This is a genomic window from Micromonospora krabiensis (genome assembly GCF_900091425.1).
In the GTDB taxonomy this organism is placed as follows: Bacteria; Actinomycetota; Actinomycetes; order Mycobacteriales; family Micromonosporaceae; genus Micromonospora; species Micromonospora krabiensis.
Genome location: NZ_LT598496.1, coordinates 1,694,814 through 1,713,656 on the forward strand (window position 1 = coordinate 1,694,814; position 18,843 = coordinate 1,713,656).

Consider the following 18,843-nt stretch of genomic DNA (forward strand, 5'->3'; position numbering starts at 1 on the left):
ATCGCGATGAAAGGACGATCAAGAACGTGCGGTAAGCAAGTTGTCGCTAACGGTTATGCAGGCGACGACAACCTTGTCAAACGTTGTCACGATCATGACGAAAGCTGGGCAGAGAAGCCCAGCGTCTCGGGGTGGACGCCGTGGCTGAGCACGACGCGAGCGGTGAGCCGGGCGATCCCGGCCCGGCCGACGAGCGGTTCCCGCTCGTCATCGCGGTGACCCCCTCGGCTGCCGAACGGATCCGGCTCGCCGAGCATCTCGACGGCATCGGGCCCCTGCTGCTCGTCTCCGACCTGGACGAACTCCGCCGGCTCATCGCGCCCGCGCAGCGCCCGCCCGGGGTCGCCGCGCCCGTGCCGCCCGCCGGCCCGGCGACGACGGGCGGGCCCGGGCCGGCCGACGACGCACTGCTGATCGACTCTGCCCGGCTGACGGCGCGACACGGGCAGCGTGAGGTCGACCTGACCCGTCTTGAACACGATCTGCTGATCTGCCTGACCAGCGAGCCGCTGCGGGTGTGGAGCTACGCCGAGCTGCACCGGTCGGTCTGGCAGGCCGAGGGGCGCCAGCGCCGGGCCGACGTGCAGTCGCTGGTGAAGCGCCTGCGGCGCAAGCTCGCCGGCCTCGGCACGGCCGTGAGCATCGCCGCGGTGCGCGGTGTCGGGCTCCGGCTGACGGACAACCACCGCGCGCCGCCCGGCGACACCTGACGCCCACCCGTCCCGCGTCGGTACGGGTGGCGGCGGGGCGCGCGGCGGGTCAGACCAGGCCGGACCGGGCCCACAGCAGCCGCGCCGGCCCGCCGACCAGCCCCAGGTCGGTCAGGTCGTCGTACACCCGCCGCGCGGACCAGCGGAGGGTGGCGCGCCAGTGCGGGTTGGCGCGGGCGGCGGCCCGGCCGACCGCGGGCGGGATCCCGACGGCCGCGTACACGTCGGGGTGGACCAGCCGGTTGGCGATCGCGCGGGCGGAGCGACCGATCAACAGCCGGGCGTACGCCATGCCCAGCGGCCCGGTCACCGCCACCTGGCGGGCGAGTTCCTCCCGGGCGAAGCGGACGTGGCGGGCCTCCTCGACCACGTGGATCCGGGACACCATGCGCACCAGCGGCTGGAGCGACTCGTCGGCCATGGCCTCGCGCTGGAAGGCGTCGAGGATCTCCTCGGCGATGAGGATCGCCGCGTACATCCGGGGGCCGCTGGCCGTGGCCTTGAGGAAGCGCCCGAGCAGGTGGTCACCCGGGGTGGCCCGGTAGACCGGGCAGCCCAGCGCCTCGATGAGACGGCCGAACATGATGGAGTGCCGGCACTCGTCGGCCACCTCGGTCAGTGCGTACTGGGCGTGCCGGCTGGTCGGGTCCTCGTCGTAGTAGTGCCGGATGAGCATCTGCATGAGGATCGTCTCGAACCAGACACCGGCACTGGCCGCACTGGCCACCTCGTGCTTGGTGAGCGTGATGCGCCGCTCCTCGTCGAGGCCCTCCCACAGCGGGGTGCCGTAGAGGCTGCTGCGGTGCGGCGGGAGCCAGTAGGCGCCCGGGACGTGCGGCGCGTCCCAGTCGATCTCGACCACCGGGTCGTAGCTGATGCGGGCCGACGCGGTGAGCAGCCGCTCGGCGACCGCCTCCCGCTCACGTCCGGACGATGTCGTCGCCATGACGCCTCCACATTGACGTGACGCCGGGTAACTGTTACGTGTAGTAGCATGCAATCGCCGCTGAAGGATGTCAATGGATCCGGCGCCTCCGACCCGGCCCGGGACGAGGCGACCCCGGTACGGGCCAACGGCCGCCGGGACCGGTGGGCGGGACACCGCGAGCAGCGCCGACAGGAGCTCGTCGGTGCCGCCGTCCAGGCGCTGCTGCGGCACGGGCCGGAGATCGACATGGACCAGGTCGCCGCCGAGGCGGGCGTCAGCAAACCCGTCCTCTACCGCTACTTCGCCGACAAGTCGCAGCTGTGGCGCGCCGTCAGCGAGGTGGTGGCCGCCCGGGTGGTGGCCACGGTCGCGCCGTCGGTGGAGCGGGTCCGCGAGGAACGCGGCCTGGTGCGGGCGACCATCGACGCCTACCTCGGGGTGGTCGAGTCCGAGCCGGAGCTCTACCGGTTCCTCATGCACCAGGGAAGCGACCCGGGCGTCCACCAGGTCGTCGCCGGGACCAGCCGGCAGGTGGCCGCCGGGCTGGCCCGGGTGATCGGCGATCGGCTGCGGGCGCTCGGGCTCGACGCCGGCCCGGCGGAGCCGTGGGCGTACGGGCTGGTCGGCTTCGTGCAGGCGGTCGGCGACTGGTGGACCACCCACGGCCAACCGATCGGCCGGCCGGCGCTCACGGACTACCTGACCACCCTGCTCTGGAGCGGGATCGAGGGGGTACGCCGCAGCGCCGACCTGCCCCGCGAGCTCACCCGGGCGCACGAGCGGATCACGCCGTGAACTACGACGGCCCCGCGACGGTGGCGGGCCGCACGGTGCGGGTGCGGCTCAGCGGCCGGTGGGAGCCGGTGGACGGGCGCTACCACTGGGTCGGGCGGATCGAACCCGACGCGCGCGTGGCCGGGCTGCTGCGCTCCGGCAGACGCGACGTCGAGGTGCGCATCGCCGAGCGGGTCACCGCGGCGCGCCTCGGCGAGGTCGACCCGTGGGGTGGCGTACGCATCAGCGGTGTGGGCGACCCGCCGTGGCCGCCACCGGACCCGCCGGCGCCCTAGGGGTCAGCGTCCCGGCCATCTCCGCCGTCCGGGTCACCGCGCTCCGGCACCGGCGCCGTCGCGCGCGGCGCGGGACCGGGGCCGACCGAGCACCACGCTGGCGGCGAGGAGCACGATCATGCTGGCGACGCACCAGATGCCCAGCTTGACCGCCGGCCACCGGCCCGCGTCCGGCGGGAAGTAGATCACCGAGCGAATCAGATCGGAACCCAGGCCGGGGATGTCCCACAGGTGGATGCCCCGGAAGAAGTCCGGCAGGAACTCCGGCGGGTAGATGCCGCCGGAGCCGGGGTTTCCCAGCACCACGAGCAGCAGGATGATCAGTGCGGTGCCGAGGCGGGCGAGCCAGCTCTGCACGGCGGCCGCGAAGAGCGCGGCGGCGAAGGCCAGCAGCGCGCCGGCACCGAAGAGGCTCACCAGGTGCCGGTCCCAGATGTCCAGACCCGGGCCGACGAGGAGCACACCGGCGGCCGAGAGCAGGACGGCGTGCAGGGCGAGGCCGCCGATCCGCGTCGCGGCGCGGGTCGGGGTGCGGGGCACGGTGCCCAACGTCAGGCTGAGGGCGATGCCGCCGAAGTAGCCGCCGATGACCAGGCCGGTCGCCAGATAGAACGGCACCACACCACGCGGGTCGTCGGCGGCCACCGGCACGGCGTCGGTCACGGTGAGCGGCACCTGGGCGCGTTGCGACGCGACGGTGAGAATGCGCGTGATCACCTCGGTGGCCAGCGGCGCGGCGGCCCCGGCGGTGGTCAGGGTCAGCGCGGGGGTGCCGCTCGGGCCGCTGAGCACCGCGTAGACGTCACGCCGGCTCAGCGCCCGGTCGGCGGCGGCGCGGTCGTCGTACCCGACCGCCTTGAGCTGCCGGCCCTGCGACCGGACCGCGGCCAGGAGGTCCGCCGCGGCCCGGTCGCCGCGCACCACGCCGACCGGAACGTCCTTCGGCCGCGGGTCGTGCAGGGCGCCGACGTACGCGGCCATGAACCCGGCCCCGATGATCAGCGCCACGATCAGCGGAGCGATGGCGCTGACGACCGCGCGGCGCAGCGGGATCGCCGCGGACGGCTCGCGGTGCGGGCGGACGGCGCTCGCGATCTCGCGCTCGGCGTCAGGCCGCTCCGGCCCGGGTACTGGCTGCTCCATATGGTCACGGTATCGGAGAAAATGTCGGATTGTCCGACCGATGTCGCGCCCGTCGGGCGAGTGGACCCGCACCGGCCACCACGCCGCCACGAGGTGTGACCGGTCGATGTCCACAGCGGAGCCGGGGGCTGACACCGGCGCCCGCTAGCGATAGCGTCCAGGCCCGAACGTCATGATCCGTGCCCGCCGCCCCCGCCGGAGGAGACGCCGTTGTTCGAGGAGTTCATGGGCATCCCCGCCCACCCTCTCGTGCTGCACGCCGCCGTCGTGTTCGTGCCGCTCCTGGCGGTGCTGACCGTGGGCTACGCCCTCGTCCCGCCGATCCGCCCGCACACCCGCTGGGTGCTCGGCCTGCTCGCCGTCGGCGCCCCGGTCGCCGCGCTGCTGGCGAAGCTCTCCGGGGACGCCTTCTTCGACCGCCTGCTGTCCGGAAACCGGGTCAGCCCCGAGTACGTCCCGAGGCTGGAGGCGCACCAGCAGCTCGGCAACCTCACCCTCTACGCCACGCTCGGCCTCGCGGTCCTGGCGCTGGCGCTGGTCGTCCTGGTCGCCCCCCGTTCTGGCGGGGCGGACGACGCCGTCGCCGCCCGCCCCGCCGCGCTGACCGTGCCGCTGCGGGTGCTGTCGATCGCGGCCGCCGGCGTCGCGGTCTACTACGTGGTCCGCACCGGTGACTCGGGGGCGAAGGCCGTCTGGGAAGGCCTCTGACGAGCACCCGCCCGTGACGGTCCGGACTGACGCGGGCGGGGTCCCCCGTCGCGACCCCGCCCGCGTCGACCAAGTCGTCGGGCCGACTCCCCCGCCGAGTCAGAGTCGGCCGGCGACCGTCTTCGCCAGGTCGGCGAGCGGCTTGCGGAACAGCGCCGGGTCGTCGAGGCGGACCAGCCGGATCGCCACCCACACGCCGCCCTTGTTCACGAAGACCGCCCCGTCCTCGGCGTACGCCTCGTCGCCCGCGCCGGCGATCGGCGTGAACTCGTGCTTCAGTTCCCGGTCGATGTCGAGGATCTTCTTCGCGCCGGGCCCGACGTACACCTCCAGCTGCGCGGTCGGCCCGGTGACCGGCCCGGTGTAGCTGCAACTCTCCGGGGAGGCGACGGCGTCCTCCAGCCGGGTGCCGGCCACCTTCTCGGCCTCCTGCTTCGTCACCAGGGCGCAGGGGTCGACCGCGGGGGCGGTCGACGGCTCCGCCGACGTGGGCTCCGGCGCCGGCTCCACGGCCGCCGTCGGGGTGGCCGCGGCGTTCTGGTCGCCGCCGGACGGGGCGGCGCCGTCGTCGTCCGCACCGCAGCCGCCGAGCAGGACGACGACCGCGACGGCGGCGAGCGCGGTGCGGGCCGGGCGGTTCCGGCCGGTGGCGAGGATTCTCATCGGGGGTCCACTTCCTGTCGTCGGCTCGCCGTCGCCGCTCGTCGCGGCGCGGGGGTCACAGCGGGAGGGCGTCGAGCAGGCCGCGGAGGGTCCGCTCGTACCCGTCGGGCGCGGCACCGAGCCGCTCGAAGCTGCTCAGGGTCACGGTGTAGCTGCCGGCGTTGCTGATCACGACGGCCTCGGCCCCGATGTCCTTGGTCGCGAGGTAGCCCTTGTCGCCCTTCCCGGCGTCCTTCACCTCGCGGTACGTCGACGTGGCCTGCTGCCGCTGGTAGTCGTAGGTGGCCTCGCCGGCGATCCGGGAGGCGGTGGTGATCGTGAGCAGCGCCACACCCTTGCCGTCACCGAACGAGCAGCTGCCCTGGTCGACCATGGACTGCCCCACCAGCTCGGTGATCTTGTCGGCGGTGAACGGGCACGGGGGCGCCGGGGTGTCCACCCCGGCGCCGGCCAGGTCGCCGTCGCCGTCCGCCTCGACGCCGGGGCTCCCCGCCGACGGGGCGTCACCACCGTCGTCGGCGCCGCAGGCGGCGAGCGGAAAGAGCAGGAGCGAGCACACCACGGGTGCGATCAGACGGCGCATGGTCAGGTCCCTTTCAGGTAACGGGAGGTCCGGCTTCGTCGGTCGACTGCTCGGGCGGATAGATCCACCGGGCCGGGACCAGGCGGTCGACCCGCCAGTCCGCGGCCCGGGCGGCGGCGGCCACCGCGTCCGCGTCGGCGCCCTCGACCAGCGCGATCACGACGTCGTCGGCGGAGATCCGGACGGCGGCGACCAGTCGGCAGTCCGGGGTGCCGAACGCCGGCGCGGACGCGGCCGCGTCCGGTGAGCAGTCGTACTGCTCCAGCGCGAAGAGGCGTCCGGTCATGAGCCGAGGTTAGGACCGGACGCCCGGCGCGGAATCGGGTGTTTCCCTATGCTCTGACGCCGCCCCGGCGCCGTGCCCGGGCCCCCTCCCCGACCGCCACCCGACCCTGATGATCACTCCAAGCCGACTCCCAGATTCAGCGGTTACTCTGGGTGACTGTTGGCCGCCGGTCGGCGGTCGAACCGAGGTGAGGGGTTCGGACGGGTGCAACGACGATCTCGACGCATTCTGATCGGCGTGCTGGCGGCACTGCTCCTGCTGGGCGGCGGTGCGCTCGTGGCCGTGGGGGCGTACGGCCGGTCGCTCGACGGCAACCTGGCCCGCACGGACGCGTTCGCGGGGCTGCCGGAGAGCGCCCGCCCGACACAGTCCGTGACCGGCGCGATGAACGTGCTGCTGCTGGGCAGCGACTCGCGTGATCCCGACAAGACCGCGGACTCCCGCACCGACACCATCATGCTGCTGCACCTGGACGCCGACCACCAGAAGGCGGAGGTCATCTCCATCCCCCGCGACACCTGGGTCCACGTGCCGAGATCGGCCGACGGCCGGCACGGCGACACCATGGCAAAGATCAACTCGGCGTACGCCTGGGGCGGCACCCCGCTGACCGTGCAGACCGTGGAGGGCTTCACCGGCGTCCACGTCGACCACGTGGCGCTGGTCGACTTCGCCGGCTTCGCGCAGGTCGTCGACGCCCTCGGCGGCGTGGACCTGAAGATCGAGAAGACGATCACCTCGATCCACGCGCCGCACCGCACCTTCGAGAAGGGCACCCGGCACCTGAACGGCGCCGAGGCGCTCGACTACGTCCGCCAGCGCTACCAGTTCAGCGACGGCGACTTCAGCCGCGAACGCCACCAGCGGGAGTTCCTCCAGGCCCTGCTCGACCGGGCGGCCGGCATCGGCACCCTCTCCAACCCGGTCAAGCTCAACGCCTTCCTCCAGGCGGTGACCAAGTCGGTGACCGTCGACGAGGACTTCGACCTGGTCAACGTCGCGCTGGAGCTGCGGGACCTGCGCAGCGACGACCTGACGTTCCTGGGCAGCCCGAGCGCGGGAACCGGCATGAAGAGCGGCCAGAGCGTCGTCCTGCCCGACAGCGCCAAGGCGAAGGCGCTCTACCAGGCGGTCGCCGACGACACCGTCCAGCAGTACCTGACCGAGACGGCCACACCGTCGCCGACGGGCGGCGCCACCCAGCACTGAGCCGGCCGCGGCCTCACCCGACCAGGCGGTGCTCCCACGCCCAGGCCGCGATCTCGACCCGGTTGCGCGCCCCGAGCTTCGTCTGCACGCTCGCCAGGTGGGTCTTCACCGTGCCCACGGCGATGAACAGCTGGGCGGCGATCTCGGCGTTGGTGAGCCCTCGGGCGGCCAGCCGGACGACGTCCAGCTCGCGCGGGGACAGACCGGCCTCGTCGCGCGCGGCGGTGGGCGGACTGAGGTGCTCCAGCAGCCGTACGGTCACCGAAGGGCTGATCAGCGCGTCGCCGGAGACCGCCGCGCGCACCGCCTCGACCAGCAGCGCCGGGCCGGAGTCCTTCAGCAGGAAACCACAGGCGCCGTTGCGCAGCGCGGTGTGCACGTACTCGTCGAGGTCGAAGGTGGTGACCACGACCACCCGCACCGGGTCGACGACGCCCGGCCCGGCGAGCAGCCGCAGCGCCTCCAACCCGTCGAGGCGGGGCATCCGGATGTCCAGCAGGGCCACGTCCGGGCGTAGCCGCCGGGCCAGCTCCACCGCGGCCACACCGTCGGCGGCCTCACCGACGACCTCCATGTCCGGCTGCGCCCCGATGATCATGCCGAAGCCGGTCCGCACCATCGCCTGGTCGTCGGCGACCAGCACCCGGATCATCGGGCCACCGCCCGGTCCAGCGGCAGCGTCGCGTCCAGGACCCAGCCGCCGGTCACGCCGGGCCCGGCGGTGATCGTGCCGCCGAGGGCACGGATCCGCTCGGTGAGGCCGATCAGGCCGAAACCGTGGCCGCGGCCGGGCGCGGCACGCGACGACGACCCGTCGTCGGCGACGCGGACCAGCAGCCACTGCGGGGTACGCCGGACGAACACGTCCACCGCCCGCGCGTCGGAGGCGTGCTGGCGGGCGTTCGTCAGCCCCTCCATCACCACCCGGTACGCCGAGGTGGAGACCTCGATCGGCAACCCCTCCAGGGTGCCGTCGACGTGCAGCCGGGCCGGCACCCGCGCCACGCCGTTGAACCCCTCCAGCAGCGGCGCCAGGTCGGCCACGCCGGCCAGCGGGGCCAGCGGGGCGTCCGGCGCGGCCTCCGGGTTGCGCAGGATCCCGACCATCCGCCGCATGGAGGACATCGTCTCGGCGCCGGCCCGCTCGATCTGCTCCAGCGCCGTGATCACCCGCTGCGGGTCCTGCTCGGCCACGAACCGGGCGCCCTGCGCCTGCACCACGATGCCGGTGACGTGGTGGGCGATGAAGTCGTGCAGGTCCCGGGCGAACTCGGCGCGCTGCTCGGCCCGGACCAGGGCCACCGCTCGCTCCCGGCCGGTGGCCATCGTCCGCAGGTAGAGGCCGGCGCCGGCCGCGCCGGCCGCGCCGAGGGCCTGGATCAACGCGAAGATCACGTACGCGTTCTCGGTGCCGGCGCGCAGCGGCAGCCCGGCGACGGCCAGCCCGGCGACCAGCGCCGCCGCCGTGGCCGACCGGGGCTCTCCCCGACGGACCACGACGAAGACCACCGCCAGCAGCCCGGCGGACTCGGCCAGCCCCCAGCTCCCGCCCACCAGGTACGAGCCCTGGGTGTGCGCGGCAGCCAGCACCAGCGTGACACTGAGTGAGGCACCGCCGACGACGAGCGCCAGTACGGGCAACCGTCGGGAGCCCTGGCGGTAGAGGGGCAGCCAGACCACCACGGTCGCCGCCGCCAGTCCGATCCGGGCCAGGGTGAGCAGGACGGCCGCGGTGCTCATCCCCTCGAAGTTGCCGAACCGCAGGTCGAAGAGGCCCAGCAGGCCGATCACTGCCAGGCCGGCGAGCTGGCCCAGGCGGACCCACCATCGTCGAAGTCCCCGCACGTTCATCGTGACCCAGGGTAGCGACCTCGGCGGCGTCGGCAGATCAGCCGAAAGACAGACCCGACGGCGGCGAACCCGCTCCCCGGGCCGATGTGGCGGCACCCGCCTCCCGGCGAGGCTTCCCGGAGTCAGAGAAGCATTCGCTGGAGGTTCGATGAGCACGCACGCCCCCGCCCCGCCGGACGTGAGCCGGGCCGCCGTCGCCGCGGTCGACCTGGTCAAGGTCTACGGCAGCGGCGACACGGCCGTACGGGCCCTGGACGGGGTGACGGTCGGCTTCGACCGGGCCCGGTTCACCGCGATCATGGGGCCGTCCGGGTCGGGCAAGTCGACCCTGATGCACTGCCTCGCCGGGTTGGACACCGCCACCTCCGGGCGGGTGCTGCTCGGCGGCGCGGAGCTGACCGGACGCTCGGACCGGACGCTGACGCGGGTCCGCCGGGAGCGCGTCGGGTTCGTCTTCCAGTCCTTCAACCTGCTGCCGCAGCTGACCGCCGCGCAGAACATCACCCTCCCCCTCGACCTGGCGGGCCGGACCCCCGACCGGGACCTGCTCGCCCACCTGGTGGGTGTGCTGGGGCTCGCCGACCGGCTGGGCCACCGCCCGAGCGAGCTGTCCGGCGGCCAGCAGCAGCGCGTCGCGCTGGCCCGCGCGCTGGTGTCCCGCCCCGAGGTGGTGTTCGCCGACGAGCCGACCGGCAACCTCGACTCGCACTCCGGCGCCGAGGTGCTGTCCTTCCTGCGCGACTCGGTGCGCGACCTCGGCCAGACGATCGTCATGGTCACCCACGACCCGGTCGCCGCCGCGTACGCCGACCGGGCGGTGCTGCTCGCCGACGGCCGGATCGCCGGGGACATCGACGGTCCGGACCGGGGTTCGGTCACCGAGGCGCTGCACGCCCTGGCGGCCCGGGCATGAGGACGCCGGTGCTGCGTACGCAGCTCAGCGCGGCGGCTCGCCGCCCCGGCCGGCTGCTGCTGACCGGTCTGGCGATCCTGGTCGCCGCCTTCGTCGTCTTCGGCACCGTGCTCGCCCAGCAGATCACCGAGCGGACCGCGCGGGACAACCTCAGCGGCACCCCGGCCGCCACCGACCTCGTGGTCGGGGATCCGCAGGGGCCACCACCCCCCGTGGCGACCCTGGCCCGGGTCCGCTCCGTGCCGGGGGTGGCCGAGGCGGCGGCCCGGCTGGAGGTCGGCCTCGGCGTCAACGGGTCCTTCGTCAACCTGGAGGCCGACCCGGGCCGCGGCCCGCTGTCCACGGCCCGGCTCCGGGAGGGCAGCTACCCGGACGCCCCCGGCGAGATGGCGGTCACCCCGCGCACCGCCCAGCGGCTGGGCCTCACGGTCGGGTCCGTGGTCACCGCCACCGACGTCCAGACCACACCGGTGCGGATCACGGTCACCGGCCTGGTCGACACCGCCGAGGACGGCGGCTTCAACGCGTACGCCCCGGAGGACGTGGTGATCGCGCTGGGCGGTGCCACCGAGGTGACCCGGATCGACCTGCGGGTCGCGCCCGGCGAGTCGGCGGAGACGCTCCGGCAGCGGGTCGCCGCGGTGCTGCCCGCGGACGTCGCGCTACGTACCGGCGGCGAGGTGCGCCAGCAGGAGGCCGACGAGGCGGCCAGTCAGGTCGGCGCGCTGTTCGCCCTGGTCGGCATGTTCGTCGCGATCGCGGTCGTCGCCGCCGCGCTGGTCGTCACCTCGACGTTCCGGATCGTGTTCGCCCAGCGGATGCGGCAGCTCGCGCTGCTGCGGGCGGTCGGCGCCCACCGGGGCGCGCTGGTGCGGGCCCTCACCGCCGAGGGGGCCCTCACGGGCCTCGTGGCGGGCGTGGTCGGGGTGGCCGGCGCGCTGGCCGTCGGACACGCCGTACCGCCGATCCTGCGCGCCGCCGGCCGGGCGGTGTCCTCCCCCGGGGTGCCCGCCGGGGCGGCGGTCGCGGTGGTCCTCGGCGCCGTCGCGGTCACCGTCCTCGCGGTGCTGGCGCCGGCGTTCACCGCCTCCCGGGTCGCCCCGCTCGAGGCGCTGCGGGCGGCGAACACGACCGCCGGCCGGCGGGGCATCGGCGGGCTTCGGCTGGTGGGTGGGCTACTGCTCGTCTGCGGGGCGGTCCTGGTCGCCGCCCTGGCGATCGCCCGGCTGCCGAAACCGCAGCAGGAGGAGTACTCGGCGATGCCGGTGCTGCTCCTGCTCGTCGCGTCCGGCGCCCTGGCGTTCTTCGCGCTGGTGGCGCTCGGGCCGCTGCTGGTGCGCCCGGTGCTGGCCCTGGTGGGCTGGCCGCTGCGCCAGCTCGGGCCGGTCGGGCGGCTGGCGGTCGGCGGGGTCGGCGGCACCCCGCGCCGCGCGTCCGCCGTCTCCGTGGTGGTGGCGCTCGGCGTGACCCTGATCGCCGGCGTGGCGGTCGGTGGGGCCTCGCTGCGCACGCTGATGGACCGCGAACTGGCGCTGTCGGCGCCCGCCGACATCGAGGTCACCACCGCACCGGGCGCCACGCTGCCCGATCAGGTGGTGACGCGCGCCCGGGCCGCCGAGGGCGCGCTGGCCCGGGTGGTGCCGTACCGGCGGGTCGACGGGTTGACCCTCCGCCGGGGCGCCGAGCGGTTGGGAAACCCCGAGTCCGCCTACACCGGGACCGACCTGGACGTGGCGGCACTGCCGACCACGGACCAGCTCGACGTGGCGCAGGGCCGGCTCGCCGACCTCGGGCCCGGCCGGATCGTGCTCGGTGACTGGGTGGCCCGGGACACCGGCCTGCGGGTCGGCGACCAGGTCTCCCTCGCGGTCGACGCCCGCACCACCGACGTACGCGTCGTGGCGGTGCTGCCCGACACCGGTCCCCTGCACGCGGGGGTGCTCGCCGACCGCACCGACTTCGACCGGCTCGGCGTCGCCGCCGGGTGGTCCGGGCTGCTGGCCGACGCGGCGCGCCCCGGCGAGGACGGCCGCACCGCGGCGGTGCAGGGGCTGCGACAGGCGATCGGCGGCGCCGACGGGGTCGGTCTGGCCGTCCTCGCCGACTCCCGCGACCGCGACGGCGAGGTGCTCGCCACCATCGTCTGGATCGCGGTCGGCCTGGTCAGCCTCACCGTGATCATCGCGGTCGTCGGGGTCGGCTCCACCACCGCGCTGTCGGTTGTGGAGCGGGTGGGCGAGTCGGGGCTGCTGCGCGCGGTCGGCCTGTCCCGGGGCGCCCTGCGCACCATGCTGACCGCCGAGTCCGGCCTGTACGGGCTGATCGGCGCCACGATCGGGCTGCTGCTCGGCGTGCCGTACGCCTGGCTGGCGGTGCGGGCGTTGGGGATCAGTGCGCCGCTGACGCTGCCGGTGCTGCCGTTGGTCGGGCTCTTCGTGGCACTGATCGCGCTGACCGCGCTGGCCGGGGTGTTGCCGGCTCGGCGCGCCTCGCGGATCAGCCCGGTGGCCGCCCTCGGGGTCGACGGCTGAACCGGCATCCGGCCCGGCGTCGCCGCACCGGGCGCCGGGCCGGTGCCGTGTCGGGTCTCAGGCGGTGGCCCGGAAGTCGACCGCCTTGGTCTCGACGGTGCCGGCCGTGCGCCCCGGCGCCGTCTGGTGGGTCCAGTAGAGGTTGGTGTGCGCGACCACCTGGGCGGGCGGCGGCGCACCCCAGGCCGACAGATCCTCGGTGGTGTGGGCGTCGCTGACCAGGATGGCGTCGTAGCCCCGGGCCAGCGCGCCGTGCAACGTCGACCGGACGCAGGCGTCGGTCTGCGCGCCGACGACGACAAGCCGCCCGACGCCGCGCTCCGCCAGCACCGACTCCAGCGTGGTGTCCTCGAAGGAGTCGCCGTAGTGCTTCTCCACCAGCGGCTCGGCCCCGTCGGGGTGGAGCTCCGGGACGATCCGCCACGCGTCGCTCCCCCGGGCGAGCTGCTCGTCGGAGTGCTGCACCCACACCACGGGGACGTGCTCCTGGCGGGCCCTCCCGACCAGGCTGCCGATGTTGGCGACGACCTCGTCGCGCTCGTGCGCCCCCTCGACGACGCCGGTCTGCACGTCGATGACGAGCAGGGCTGTGTGCGGACGGTTCTCGAGTGTGGTCACGGACTCTCCCCCGGTCGACGTCGGATCTGCGGACACCGTAGGTCCACCCCCCGACAGGATCGCGCGGGCCGACCCGCCCGCGCTACGACCGGTCGGCCCACCCGAGGGCCACGTCGCCGGGGCTGCCGACGCGGAACTCGGGCGGCTCGTGCAGCAGGAAGTCGCGGTGGCTGATGTTCCAGGCGTACGCGCCGGCCATCGCGAAGATCAGCACGTCACCCACCGCCACCGGCCCCGCGTCCGTCGACCGGGACAGCACGTCCTTGGGCGTGCACAGCTGCCCCACCACGGTGACCGGGCCGCCGTCGGTGCGCGGGGCGCCGTCGGTGGCCCGGCGGTGGACCGTGAACGGCTGGGCGTGACCCTTCGCCACCGGGGTGCGCAGGTGGTGCGTGCCGCCGGCCACGACGACGAACCACTCGCCGTACGAGCGTTTGACGTCCACGACCTCGGCCAGGTAGGCGCCGCAGTAGACGGTGACCGCCCGACCCGGCTCGATGCGCACGCGCACCCCCGGGCGGTGGTCGAGGATGTCGCCCAACGCCCGACCGTAACCGGACCAGTCGAAGCGAGCCGTGGGGTCGGCGTAGTCGACGGACATGCCGCCGCCGACGTCCACCTCGGTCGCGCCCACCTCGCCGACCGCCCACTCGACCACGGCGGCGGCGACCTCGGCGGCGAGCGGTGCGTCCAGGCCGCTGGCCAGGTGGGCGTGCACGCCGCGGACGGCCACCCCGGGCGGCGGCCGGTGGGCGAGCGCCCGCACGTCGTCGGGGTCCATCCCGAACGGGCTCGGACCGCCCCCCATCACCAGGCTGGCACCCGGGGCCCGGACCGGCAGGTTCACCCGGAGCAGCACGTCGGCGGTGGTGCCCGCCGACCGGGCCAGCGCGCCCAGGCGGCGCAGCTCGGCCGGGGACTCCACGTGCACCCGGCCCACCCCGGCGGCCAGCGCGGCGGCCAGGTCCTCGTCGGTCTTGCCCGGGCCGGCGTACGCGGCCGGCGACCGGTCGGGCAGTACGTCGGCGAGGCGGCGCAGCTCGCCACGGCTGGCGACCTCGAAGCCGTCGACCGTCGGGGCGAGGGTGCGCAGCACGTCCGGCTCCGGGTTGGCCTTGACCGCGTACAGCAGCTCGACACGGTCGGGCAGGGCCGCCCGGATGGACCGGACGTGCGTGGCGAGCGCGTCGAGGTCGTGGACGTAGACCGGGCGGGTCACCGGGGCACGCCGAACGGGTTGGGCACCGACACGTACGGCGCCCGTCGGTCGGCGTCCCGGTGCCAGCGCACCAGCAGGTTCGCCTTCGCCACCAGCGGGGCGCCGTCGAGCAGGTCGCGCAGCTCCGGCGGGTCGTCCAGCTCGGCGGCGACCTCGGCCACGATCTCCCGCAGCTCCCGCCACAGCGACGCCTCGACGCCGGGATGCGCGTCGGCGAGCGCACCGCTGAGCCCGGCCAGGTGGTTGACGAACAGGCAGTAGAGGACGCGGCGGCGGGCGTCCACCGGCGGGTAGGCGACCTGCACCGGGACGTCGTCGGGCCAGGCGTCGACGCGGCCGGTGTCGAGTTTGACGCCTTCGAGGTCGCGCAGCAGCATGCGGATCGGCCGCCGCCGGGCGTCGAGGACCACGACGACGTTCTGCAGGTGCGGCTCGTGGACGATGCCGTGGACCAGCCACCAGCGCAGCACCGCCGGCACCAGCAGCCGCGCGTACGCCCGCCACCAGCCGACCGGGTCGGCGACGGCGAGCGGCCGGGCGGCGAGCGCCGCCGCCAGCAGCGGGGTGTCCCCCGGCCGCAGGTGCGGTCGCAGCCCGGTACGCAGGATGGTGCCGTACGCCTCGTCCGCGCCGGGGGTGGCGACCGTGCGGTACGCGGGCTCCGCGAGCAGCCGCACCGCCCCCGGCAGCGGCACGCCGGCCAGCAGGCGGGTCAGCGCGGGCGCGCCCCGCAGCTCGTAGCGGGCGTTCTTGCGCAGGCAGTTGGTGATCCGCACGTGCAGGCTGGTCTTGACGAAGAGGTCGGCCTCCGGCGCGTACAGCGTGCGGACGCTGGCCGTCGGACGCACCGGCACCCCGGCCGGACCCAGGTCGCGCAGCCGGCGGTCGGTCGGCGGTACCAGGGTGAGCTGCCACGGGTGCACCGGCAGCGCGCGGTGCGCGGCCGGCACCGCGGGTGGGTCGAGCGCGGCGACCAACTCGTCGAACGGCCCCGCCTCGTCGAGCAGGTCGTCGGGGACGGCGAGCCAGTGCAGGCGGAACGTGGTGCGCAGCTCCGGGGCGTACGCCCGCCAGCTGTCCGGGTCGCCGGTGCGCCACTTGGGTGCGGGGTGGTGCGGGTGGCCGTACAGCAGGGACTGCTCGGAGTCCACGTACGCGTCGATCGCCGGGTCCCCCGTCGGGGTGGGGTCGTGGGACGGCCGGTCGGCCAGCAACCGGGCCACCGCCGCGCGGCTGCTGGCGACCTGCCCGACGAACTCGTCGTTGGTGACCCCCGTACGGTCAGCCAGCTCCGCGGCGAGCAGGGTCGCCAGCGTGCCGGCGTCCAGGTCGACCCAGCGCCCGCCGGTCAGCCGCTGCACGGGGCCGGTGTAGCGGTGCGCGCCGGCCGGCGAGAGCCGGGCGACCGCACACCGCAGCGGCGTGTCCCGCAGCCGCAGGCGGGCCTCGCCGTCGCGCAGCACGGCGTCCCCGTCCGGGCCGGCGACCTCACGCAGGTAGCAGCCGAACACGGCGTGGGCGGTGGCCAGGTCGGCCAGCCGGTCGGCGTCGACGCCGGGCCGGGGACACAACCCGGTGCTCGTCATGGCGCTCCCCGCAGATAGTTGGGTCCGGTGCGGCGGTAGTACTTGTTGACGTCGGTCGCCCCGAGGCGCTGTTTGGGCAGCAGCGTCCCGGCGGTCAGCATCGCCTTGACCGGCAGGGTGGGGGCGTCGAGTACCCGTTCGGTGAAGACCCGCGCCTTGTCCGCCGAGCCCCAGCGGTCGCGGGCGGCGACGAGCCGGGGCGTCAGCGCGGTGGCGGGCGTGGGCACGGGCACCCCGCGGGCGGCGAGGGCGAGCAGGGGCGCCGCCGCGGCGAGGTGCACGGTGATGGTGACGAACACGTCGGCCAGCTCCGCCGGGTCCCGCGTCCACATGCGCTCGTCGGACAGCGCCAGCCCGTCGCCGCGGTGCCGTGGGTCCAGGCGGGCGCCGTCGTTGTCCTTGTAGAGCAGCCCGACCGACCCGTCCCGCGCAAGCAGCAGGTGGATGTTCTGCGGGTGTGCCTCCAGGGCCACGCCGTGCCGCAGCCACAGGTGGACGTGCCAGTCGACGAGCAGGTCCAGGTACGCCTCCAGCAACGGCCCGACGGCGCCGCCGCTGACGCGCTCGGCGACGGTGCCCGCCACGGGATCGGTGGCGGCGAGGGCGGCGACGGGCACCACCTGGACGCCGGCCAGGTCCGCCGGGAAGCGGCGCAGCAGGAACGCCACCCACTCGTCGTCGGTGTGCGCGTACGTGCCCTCGTCGGCGTGCCGGATCCGGCCGGCGAACGCCGGTTCGGCGGCCGCGATCCGGTCCAGCAGCCCGGCGACGGCGGCCCCGTCGGCGAGGGTTCCGGGCTGGAGGGAGCGGCGGTTGCGGGCGCCCAGCGAGGCGGTCGGCAGCGGCAGCTTGAGATGGGTGTACGGGTCGTCGTCGAGCGCCACCGTCCGCATGGACAGGGTGGGCCGCACGACGAGCGCCGGCGCCACCACCGGCAGGTTCCGGCGCGCGGCGGTGAGCGGGTGGGTCGGCACCAGAAGCTGGTCGGGCCGGTCCGCGGCGGGCCACCACGACGGCAGGTTCCCGGCCAGCCGCACCGCGGCGACGGGCACGGGGTGCCAGCGCAGCGGGAAGCGCGGCGCGTGCTCCGGGGCGTACGCCAGCAGGTCGTCGTCGCCGAGGTCGTGCCGGCAGCGGTCGGTGGGGTAGACGGGGTGCCCGGCGTACGCGGCGAGCACGTCGTCGAGGAGCGCGCCGGGCAGGCCGCTCGGGGCGTCGGCCCGGCGGGCCGTGACCTCGGCGTGGACCCGCTCCCGGGAACGCGCGGCGAGCCGACGGGCCCGCAGGTCGGCCCGGCACTCGGCGGTGAAGGTACGCCAGCCCGCCTCGGCGTCGTCGTCCCCGTGCGGGGCCAGCAGCGCCAGCAGGGCGTCCAGGGTGTCCACCCGCCGCGACCCGTCGGGCGTGCCGACGTACAGCTCCGGGGCGGCGCTGCGGAACGGGTGCTGGAAGCCGTCGGGGCGGATGGGGATCCGCAGCGGCCCGGCCGGGTGCGACACCTGCCACCGGTCGGGGCCGTCGGGGCGCCCCCGGCTGGTCAGACCGAGGTGGTCCTCGCGCAGCAGGGCGTCGAGCACACGCGTGAACACCTCGCGTTCGCTGTCGTCGCTCATCCGCTGATCTCCCACCGCAGGCCGGCGCGGAACCGGGCCAGGGCCGTGCGGACGCGCGGCGCGTCGGACCCGATGCCGTGCAGCACGGCGAGGTAGTCGCGGTTGGTGCCGGTGACCTCGGCGTCACGACCGACCTCGCGCAGCGGCCGGCAGCCGAGGCGGACCCCGGCGGCGATCGGGTCGAGCGGGCCGGGCGGAGCGGTCCCGTCGAGCGGGCCGGGGGCGGCGGTCAGCCGGCCGGGGCGGTCGGCGCAGACGTACTCGACCCGGGCGTGCCGGCCCACGGCCTGCGGGTCGGGCAGGTCGAGGGCGGCCAGCGGCTCGCCCAGGTGCAGCCGGATGACGTGGGCGAACAGCGGCACACCCAGCAGTTCGGCGAGGATCAGGTCCATCCGGTCGCCGATGAGCCGGTAGTTGACCTCGATCAGACGGACCCGGCCGTCCTGGACGACGTACTCGGTGTGGCAGGCGCCGAAGCCCACGCCCAGGGCGTCGAGGTGGGCCCGCAGCTGGGCGGTCTCGTCGGCGGTGGGCGGCGCCCAGTCGAGGCTGACCTCGGTGAAGGTCGGCGGCGGGCCGAGGCCGGTGCGCCAGCCGCCCAGGACGGCGAGCGCGTCGCCGTCGCCCAGCGTCTCGTGCGTCCGCAGGTCGCCGGTCAGGTACTCCTCGACCACGAGCGCCACGTCGGGCCGCCGGGCGCGGATCTCGGTGACGCGTGCGGCCAGTTCCCGGGCGTCACCGACGAGGTAGGCGTCCTCGCTGGCCACCCCGTCGCGCGGTTTGACGACCGCCGGGTAGGCGGCGTCGGCGACGGCCGGCACGGCGCCGGGATCGACGGTCAGGGTGTGTACCTGGTCGAGACCGGCGGCCGTGACGGCGCGCCGGGCGGCGGCCTTGTCCTTGCACCGGCGGGCCGCGTCGGGGTCCTTGCCGGGCAGACCCAGCCGCCGGGCGGCGAGCGCGGTGGCCGCCTGGAGGTGGTCGCTGTTGGACAGCAGGGCCGCGGGGCGGCCGGCGGCGACGGCGGCCACCACGGCGTCCGGGTCGCGGACGTCGCAGCGGAGCGCCGGGATGTCCGCGGGCCACTCGCCGGGCCGGTCGGTGAGCACGGTGACCGGCAGGCCGAGCGCGGCGGCCGCGGGGACGAAGCCGTCGCGGACGGCGTCGGTCGGGTTGAGTGCGGTGATGTACAGCCGCATCCCACCTCCGCAC

At 75.2% G+C, this 18,843-nt stretch carries 19 protein-coding genes; 7 read left to right on the forward strand and 12 right to left on the reverse strand.

The window, feature by feature from the left end; genetic code table 11:
* The first annotated feature begins 140 nt into the window (after positions 1–140).
* Entirely contained in the window at positions 141–710 is a 570-nt protein-coding gene (locus tag GA0070620_RS07505; protein ID WP_231922281.1) for a winged helix-turn-helix domain-containing protein, read from the forward strand.
* A gap of 49 nt (positions 711–759) precedes the next feature.
* Here GA0070620_RS07505 and GA0070620_RS07510 read toward each other — a convergent pair whose 3' ends face one another.
* On the reverse strand, positions 760–1,656 hold the full coding sequence (locus GA0070620_RS07510; RefSeq protein ID WP_091589175.1) for an AurF N-oxygenase family protein: 897 nt from the start codon (positions 1,654–1,656) through the stop codon (positions 760–762).
* A 48-nt stretch (positions 1,657–1,704) separates the two neighbouring features.
* Between GA0070620_RS07510 and GA0070620_RS07515 the strand changes: the two genes are divergently transcribed.
* Positions 1,705–2,433, forward strand: coding sequence for a TetR family transcriptional regulator (locus tag GA0070620_RS07515; RefSeq protein WP_091589176.1), 729 nt, complete (start codon positions 1,705–1,707; stop codon positions 2,431–2,433).
* Positions 2,430–2,708 carry a DUF4873 domain-containing protein gene (locus GA0070620_RS07520; protein WP_091589177.1) on the forward strand — a complete coding sequence of 93 codons (279 nt, stop codon included), beginning with the start codon at positions 2,430–2,432 and terminating at the stop codon, positions 2,706–2,708. Before GA0070620_RS07515 ends, GA0070620_RS07520 begins: the two co-directional genes overlap by 4 nt.
* A gap of 33 nt (positions 2,709–2,741) precedes the next feature.
* Here the strand turns inward: GA0070620_RS07520 and GA0070620_RS07525 are convergent, their stop codons facing one another.
* Complete coding sequence (locus GA0070620_RS07525) at positions 2,742–3,851, reverse strand: hypothetical protein (RefSeq protein WP_157741558.1); 1,110 nt, start codon at positions 3,849–3,851, stop codon at positions 2,742–2,744.
* 210 nt (positions 3,852–4,061) lie between these two features.
* On the opposite strand from GA0070620_RS07525, the gene GA0070620_RS07530 reads away from it, so the two are divergent.
* The gene (locus tag GA0070620_RS07530; protein ID WP_091589178.1) at positions 4,062–4,559 is read left to right on the forward strand and encodes a DUF2231 domain-containing protein; all 498 of its coding nucleotides are present in this window, start codon (positions 4,062–4,064) and stop codon (positions 4,557–4,559) included.
* Between the two features lie 99 nt (positions 4,560–4,658).
* Here the strand turns inward: GA0070620_RS07530 and GA0070620_RS07535 are convergent, their stop codons facing one another.
* The 3 genes from GA0070620_RS07535 to GA0070620_RS07545 are packed head-to-tail and all read right to left on the reverse strand — an operon-like array spanning position 4,659 to position 6,091.
* Positions 4,659–5,222, reverse strand: coding sequence for a DUF3558 family protein (locus GA0070620_RS07535; protein ID WP_091589179.1), 564 nt, complete (start codon positions 5,220–5,222; stop codon positions 4,659–4,661).
* A gap of 55 nt (positions 5,223–5,277) precedes the next feature.
* A complete protein-coding gene (locus GA0070620_RS07540) occupies positions 5,278–5,805 on the reverse strand; it encodes a hypothetical protein (protein ID WP_091589180.1) in 528 nt (175 codons plus the stop codon).
* A 13-nt stretch (positions 5,806–5,818) separates the two neighbouring features.
* The gene (locus tag GA0070620_RS07545) at positions 5,819–6,091 is read right to left on the reverse strand and encodes a hypothetical protein (RefSeq protein ID WP_091589181.1); all 273 of its coding nucleotides are present in this window, start codon (positions 6,089–6,091) and stop codon (positions 5,819–5,821) included.
* 237 nt (positions 6,092–6,328) lie between these two features.
* Between GA0070620_RS07545 and GA0070620_RS07550 the strand changes: the two genes are divergently transcribed.
* The gene (locus GA0070620_RS07550; protein WP_331713223.1) at positions 6,329–7,300 is read left to right on the forward strand and encodes an LCP family protein; all 972 of its coding nucleotides are present in this window, start codon (positions 6,329–6,331) and stop codon (positions 7,298–7,300) included.
* A gap of 13 nt (positions 7,301–7,313) precedes the next feature.
* Here GA0070620_RS07550 and GA0070620_RS07555 read toward each other — a convergent pair whose 3' ends face one another.
* Both GA0070620_RS07555 and GA0070620_RS07560 read right to left on the reverse strand, forming a co-directional pair.
* Positions 7,314–7,952 (reverse strand): response regulator, encoded by a 639-nt coding sequence (locus GA0070620_RS07555; protein ID WP_091589182.1) that lies wholly within the window; start codon positions 7,950–7,952, stop codon positions 7,314–7,316.
* Positions 7,949–9,151: a sensor histidine kinase gene (locus tag GA0070620_RS07560; RefSeq protein WP_091589183.1), complete on the reverse strand. Its 1,203-nt coding sequence runs from the start codon at positions 9,149–9,151 to the stop codon at positions 7,949–7,951. Before GA0070620_RS07560 ends, GA0070620_RS07555 begins: the two co-directional genes overlap by 4 nt.
* A gap of 148 nt (positions 9,152–9,299) precedes the next feature.
* On the opposite strand from GA0070620_RS07560, the gene GA0070620_RS07565 reads away from it, so the two are divergent.
* Together GA0070620_RS07565 and GA0070620_RS07570 are read left to right on the forward strand one after the other, a co-directional pair.
* Positions 9,300–10,064: an ABC transporter ATP-binding protein gene (locus GA0070620_RS07565; protein ID WP_091589184.1), complete on the forward strand. Its 765-nt coding sequence runs from the start codon at positions 9,300–9,302 to the stop codon at positions 10,062–10,064.
* Positions 10,061–12,595: an FtsX-like permease family protein gene (locus GA0070620_RS07570; RefSeq protein WP_091589185.1), complete on the forward strand. Its 2,535-nt coding sequence runs from the start codon at positions 10,061–10,063 to the stop codon at positions 12,593–12,595. Before GA0070620_RS07565 ends, GA0070620_RS07570 begins: the two co-directional genes overlap by 4 nt.
* A gap of 57 nt (positions 12,596–12,652) precedes the next feature.
* On the opposite strand, the gene GA0070620_RS07575 is transcribed toward GA0070620_RS07570, so the two are convergent.
* The 5 genes from GA0070620_RS07575 to GA0070620_RS07595 form a co-directional block, all read right to left on the reverse strand.
* A complete protein-coding gene (locus GA0070620_RS07575; RefSeq protein WP_091589186.1) occupies positions 12,653–13,213 on the reverse strand; it encodes an isochorismatase family protein in 561 nt (186 codons plus the stop codon).
* A gap of 82 nt (positions 13,214–13,295) precedes the next feature.
* Complete coding sequence (locus GA0070620_RS07580) at positions 13,296–14,432, reverse strand: alanine racemase (RefSeq protein WP_091589187.1); 1,137 nt, start codon at positions 14,430–14,432, stop codon at positions 13,296–13,298.
* On the reverse strand, positions 14,429–16,018 hold the full coding sequence (locus tag GA0070620_RS07585) for an IucA/IucC family protein (protein WP_091589188.1): 1,590 nt from the start codon (positions 16,016–16,018) through the stop codon (positions 14,429–14,431). Before GA0070620_RS07585 ends, GA0070620_RS07580 begins: the two co-directional genes overlap by 4 nt.
* Positions 16,015–17,631, reverse strand: a complete 1,617-nt coding sequence (locus GA0070620_RS07590) for an IucA/IucC family protein (RefSeq protein WP_091589189.1) — start codon at positions 17,629–17,631, stop codon at positions 16,015–16,017. The genes GA0070620_RS07585 and GA0070620_RS07590 overlap by 4 nt, the downstream gene beginning before the upstream one ends.
* Positions 17,628–18,830 carry an ATP-grasp domain-containing protein gene (locus GA0070620_RS07595; protein ID WP_091589190.1) on the reverse strand — a complete coding sequence of 401 codons (1,203 nt, stop codon included), beginning with the start codon at positions 18,828–18,830 and terminating at the stop codon, positions 17,628–17,630. The genes GA0070620_RS07590 and GA0070620_RS07595 overlap by 4 nt, the downstream gene beginning before the upstream one ends.
* Positions 18,831–18,843 lie beyond the last annotated feature (13 nt).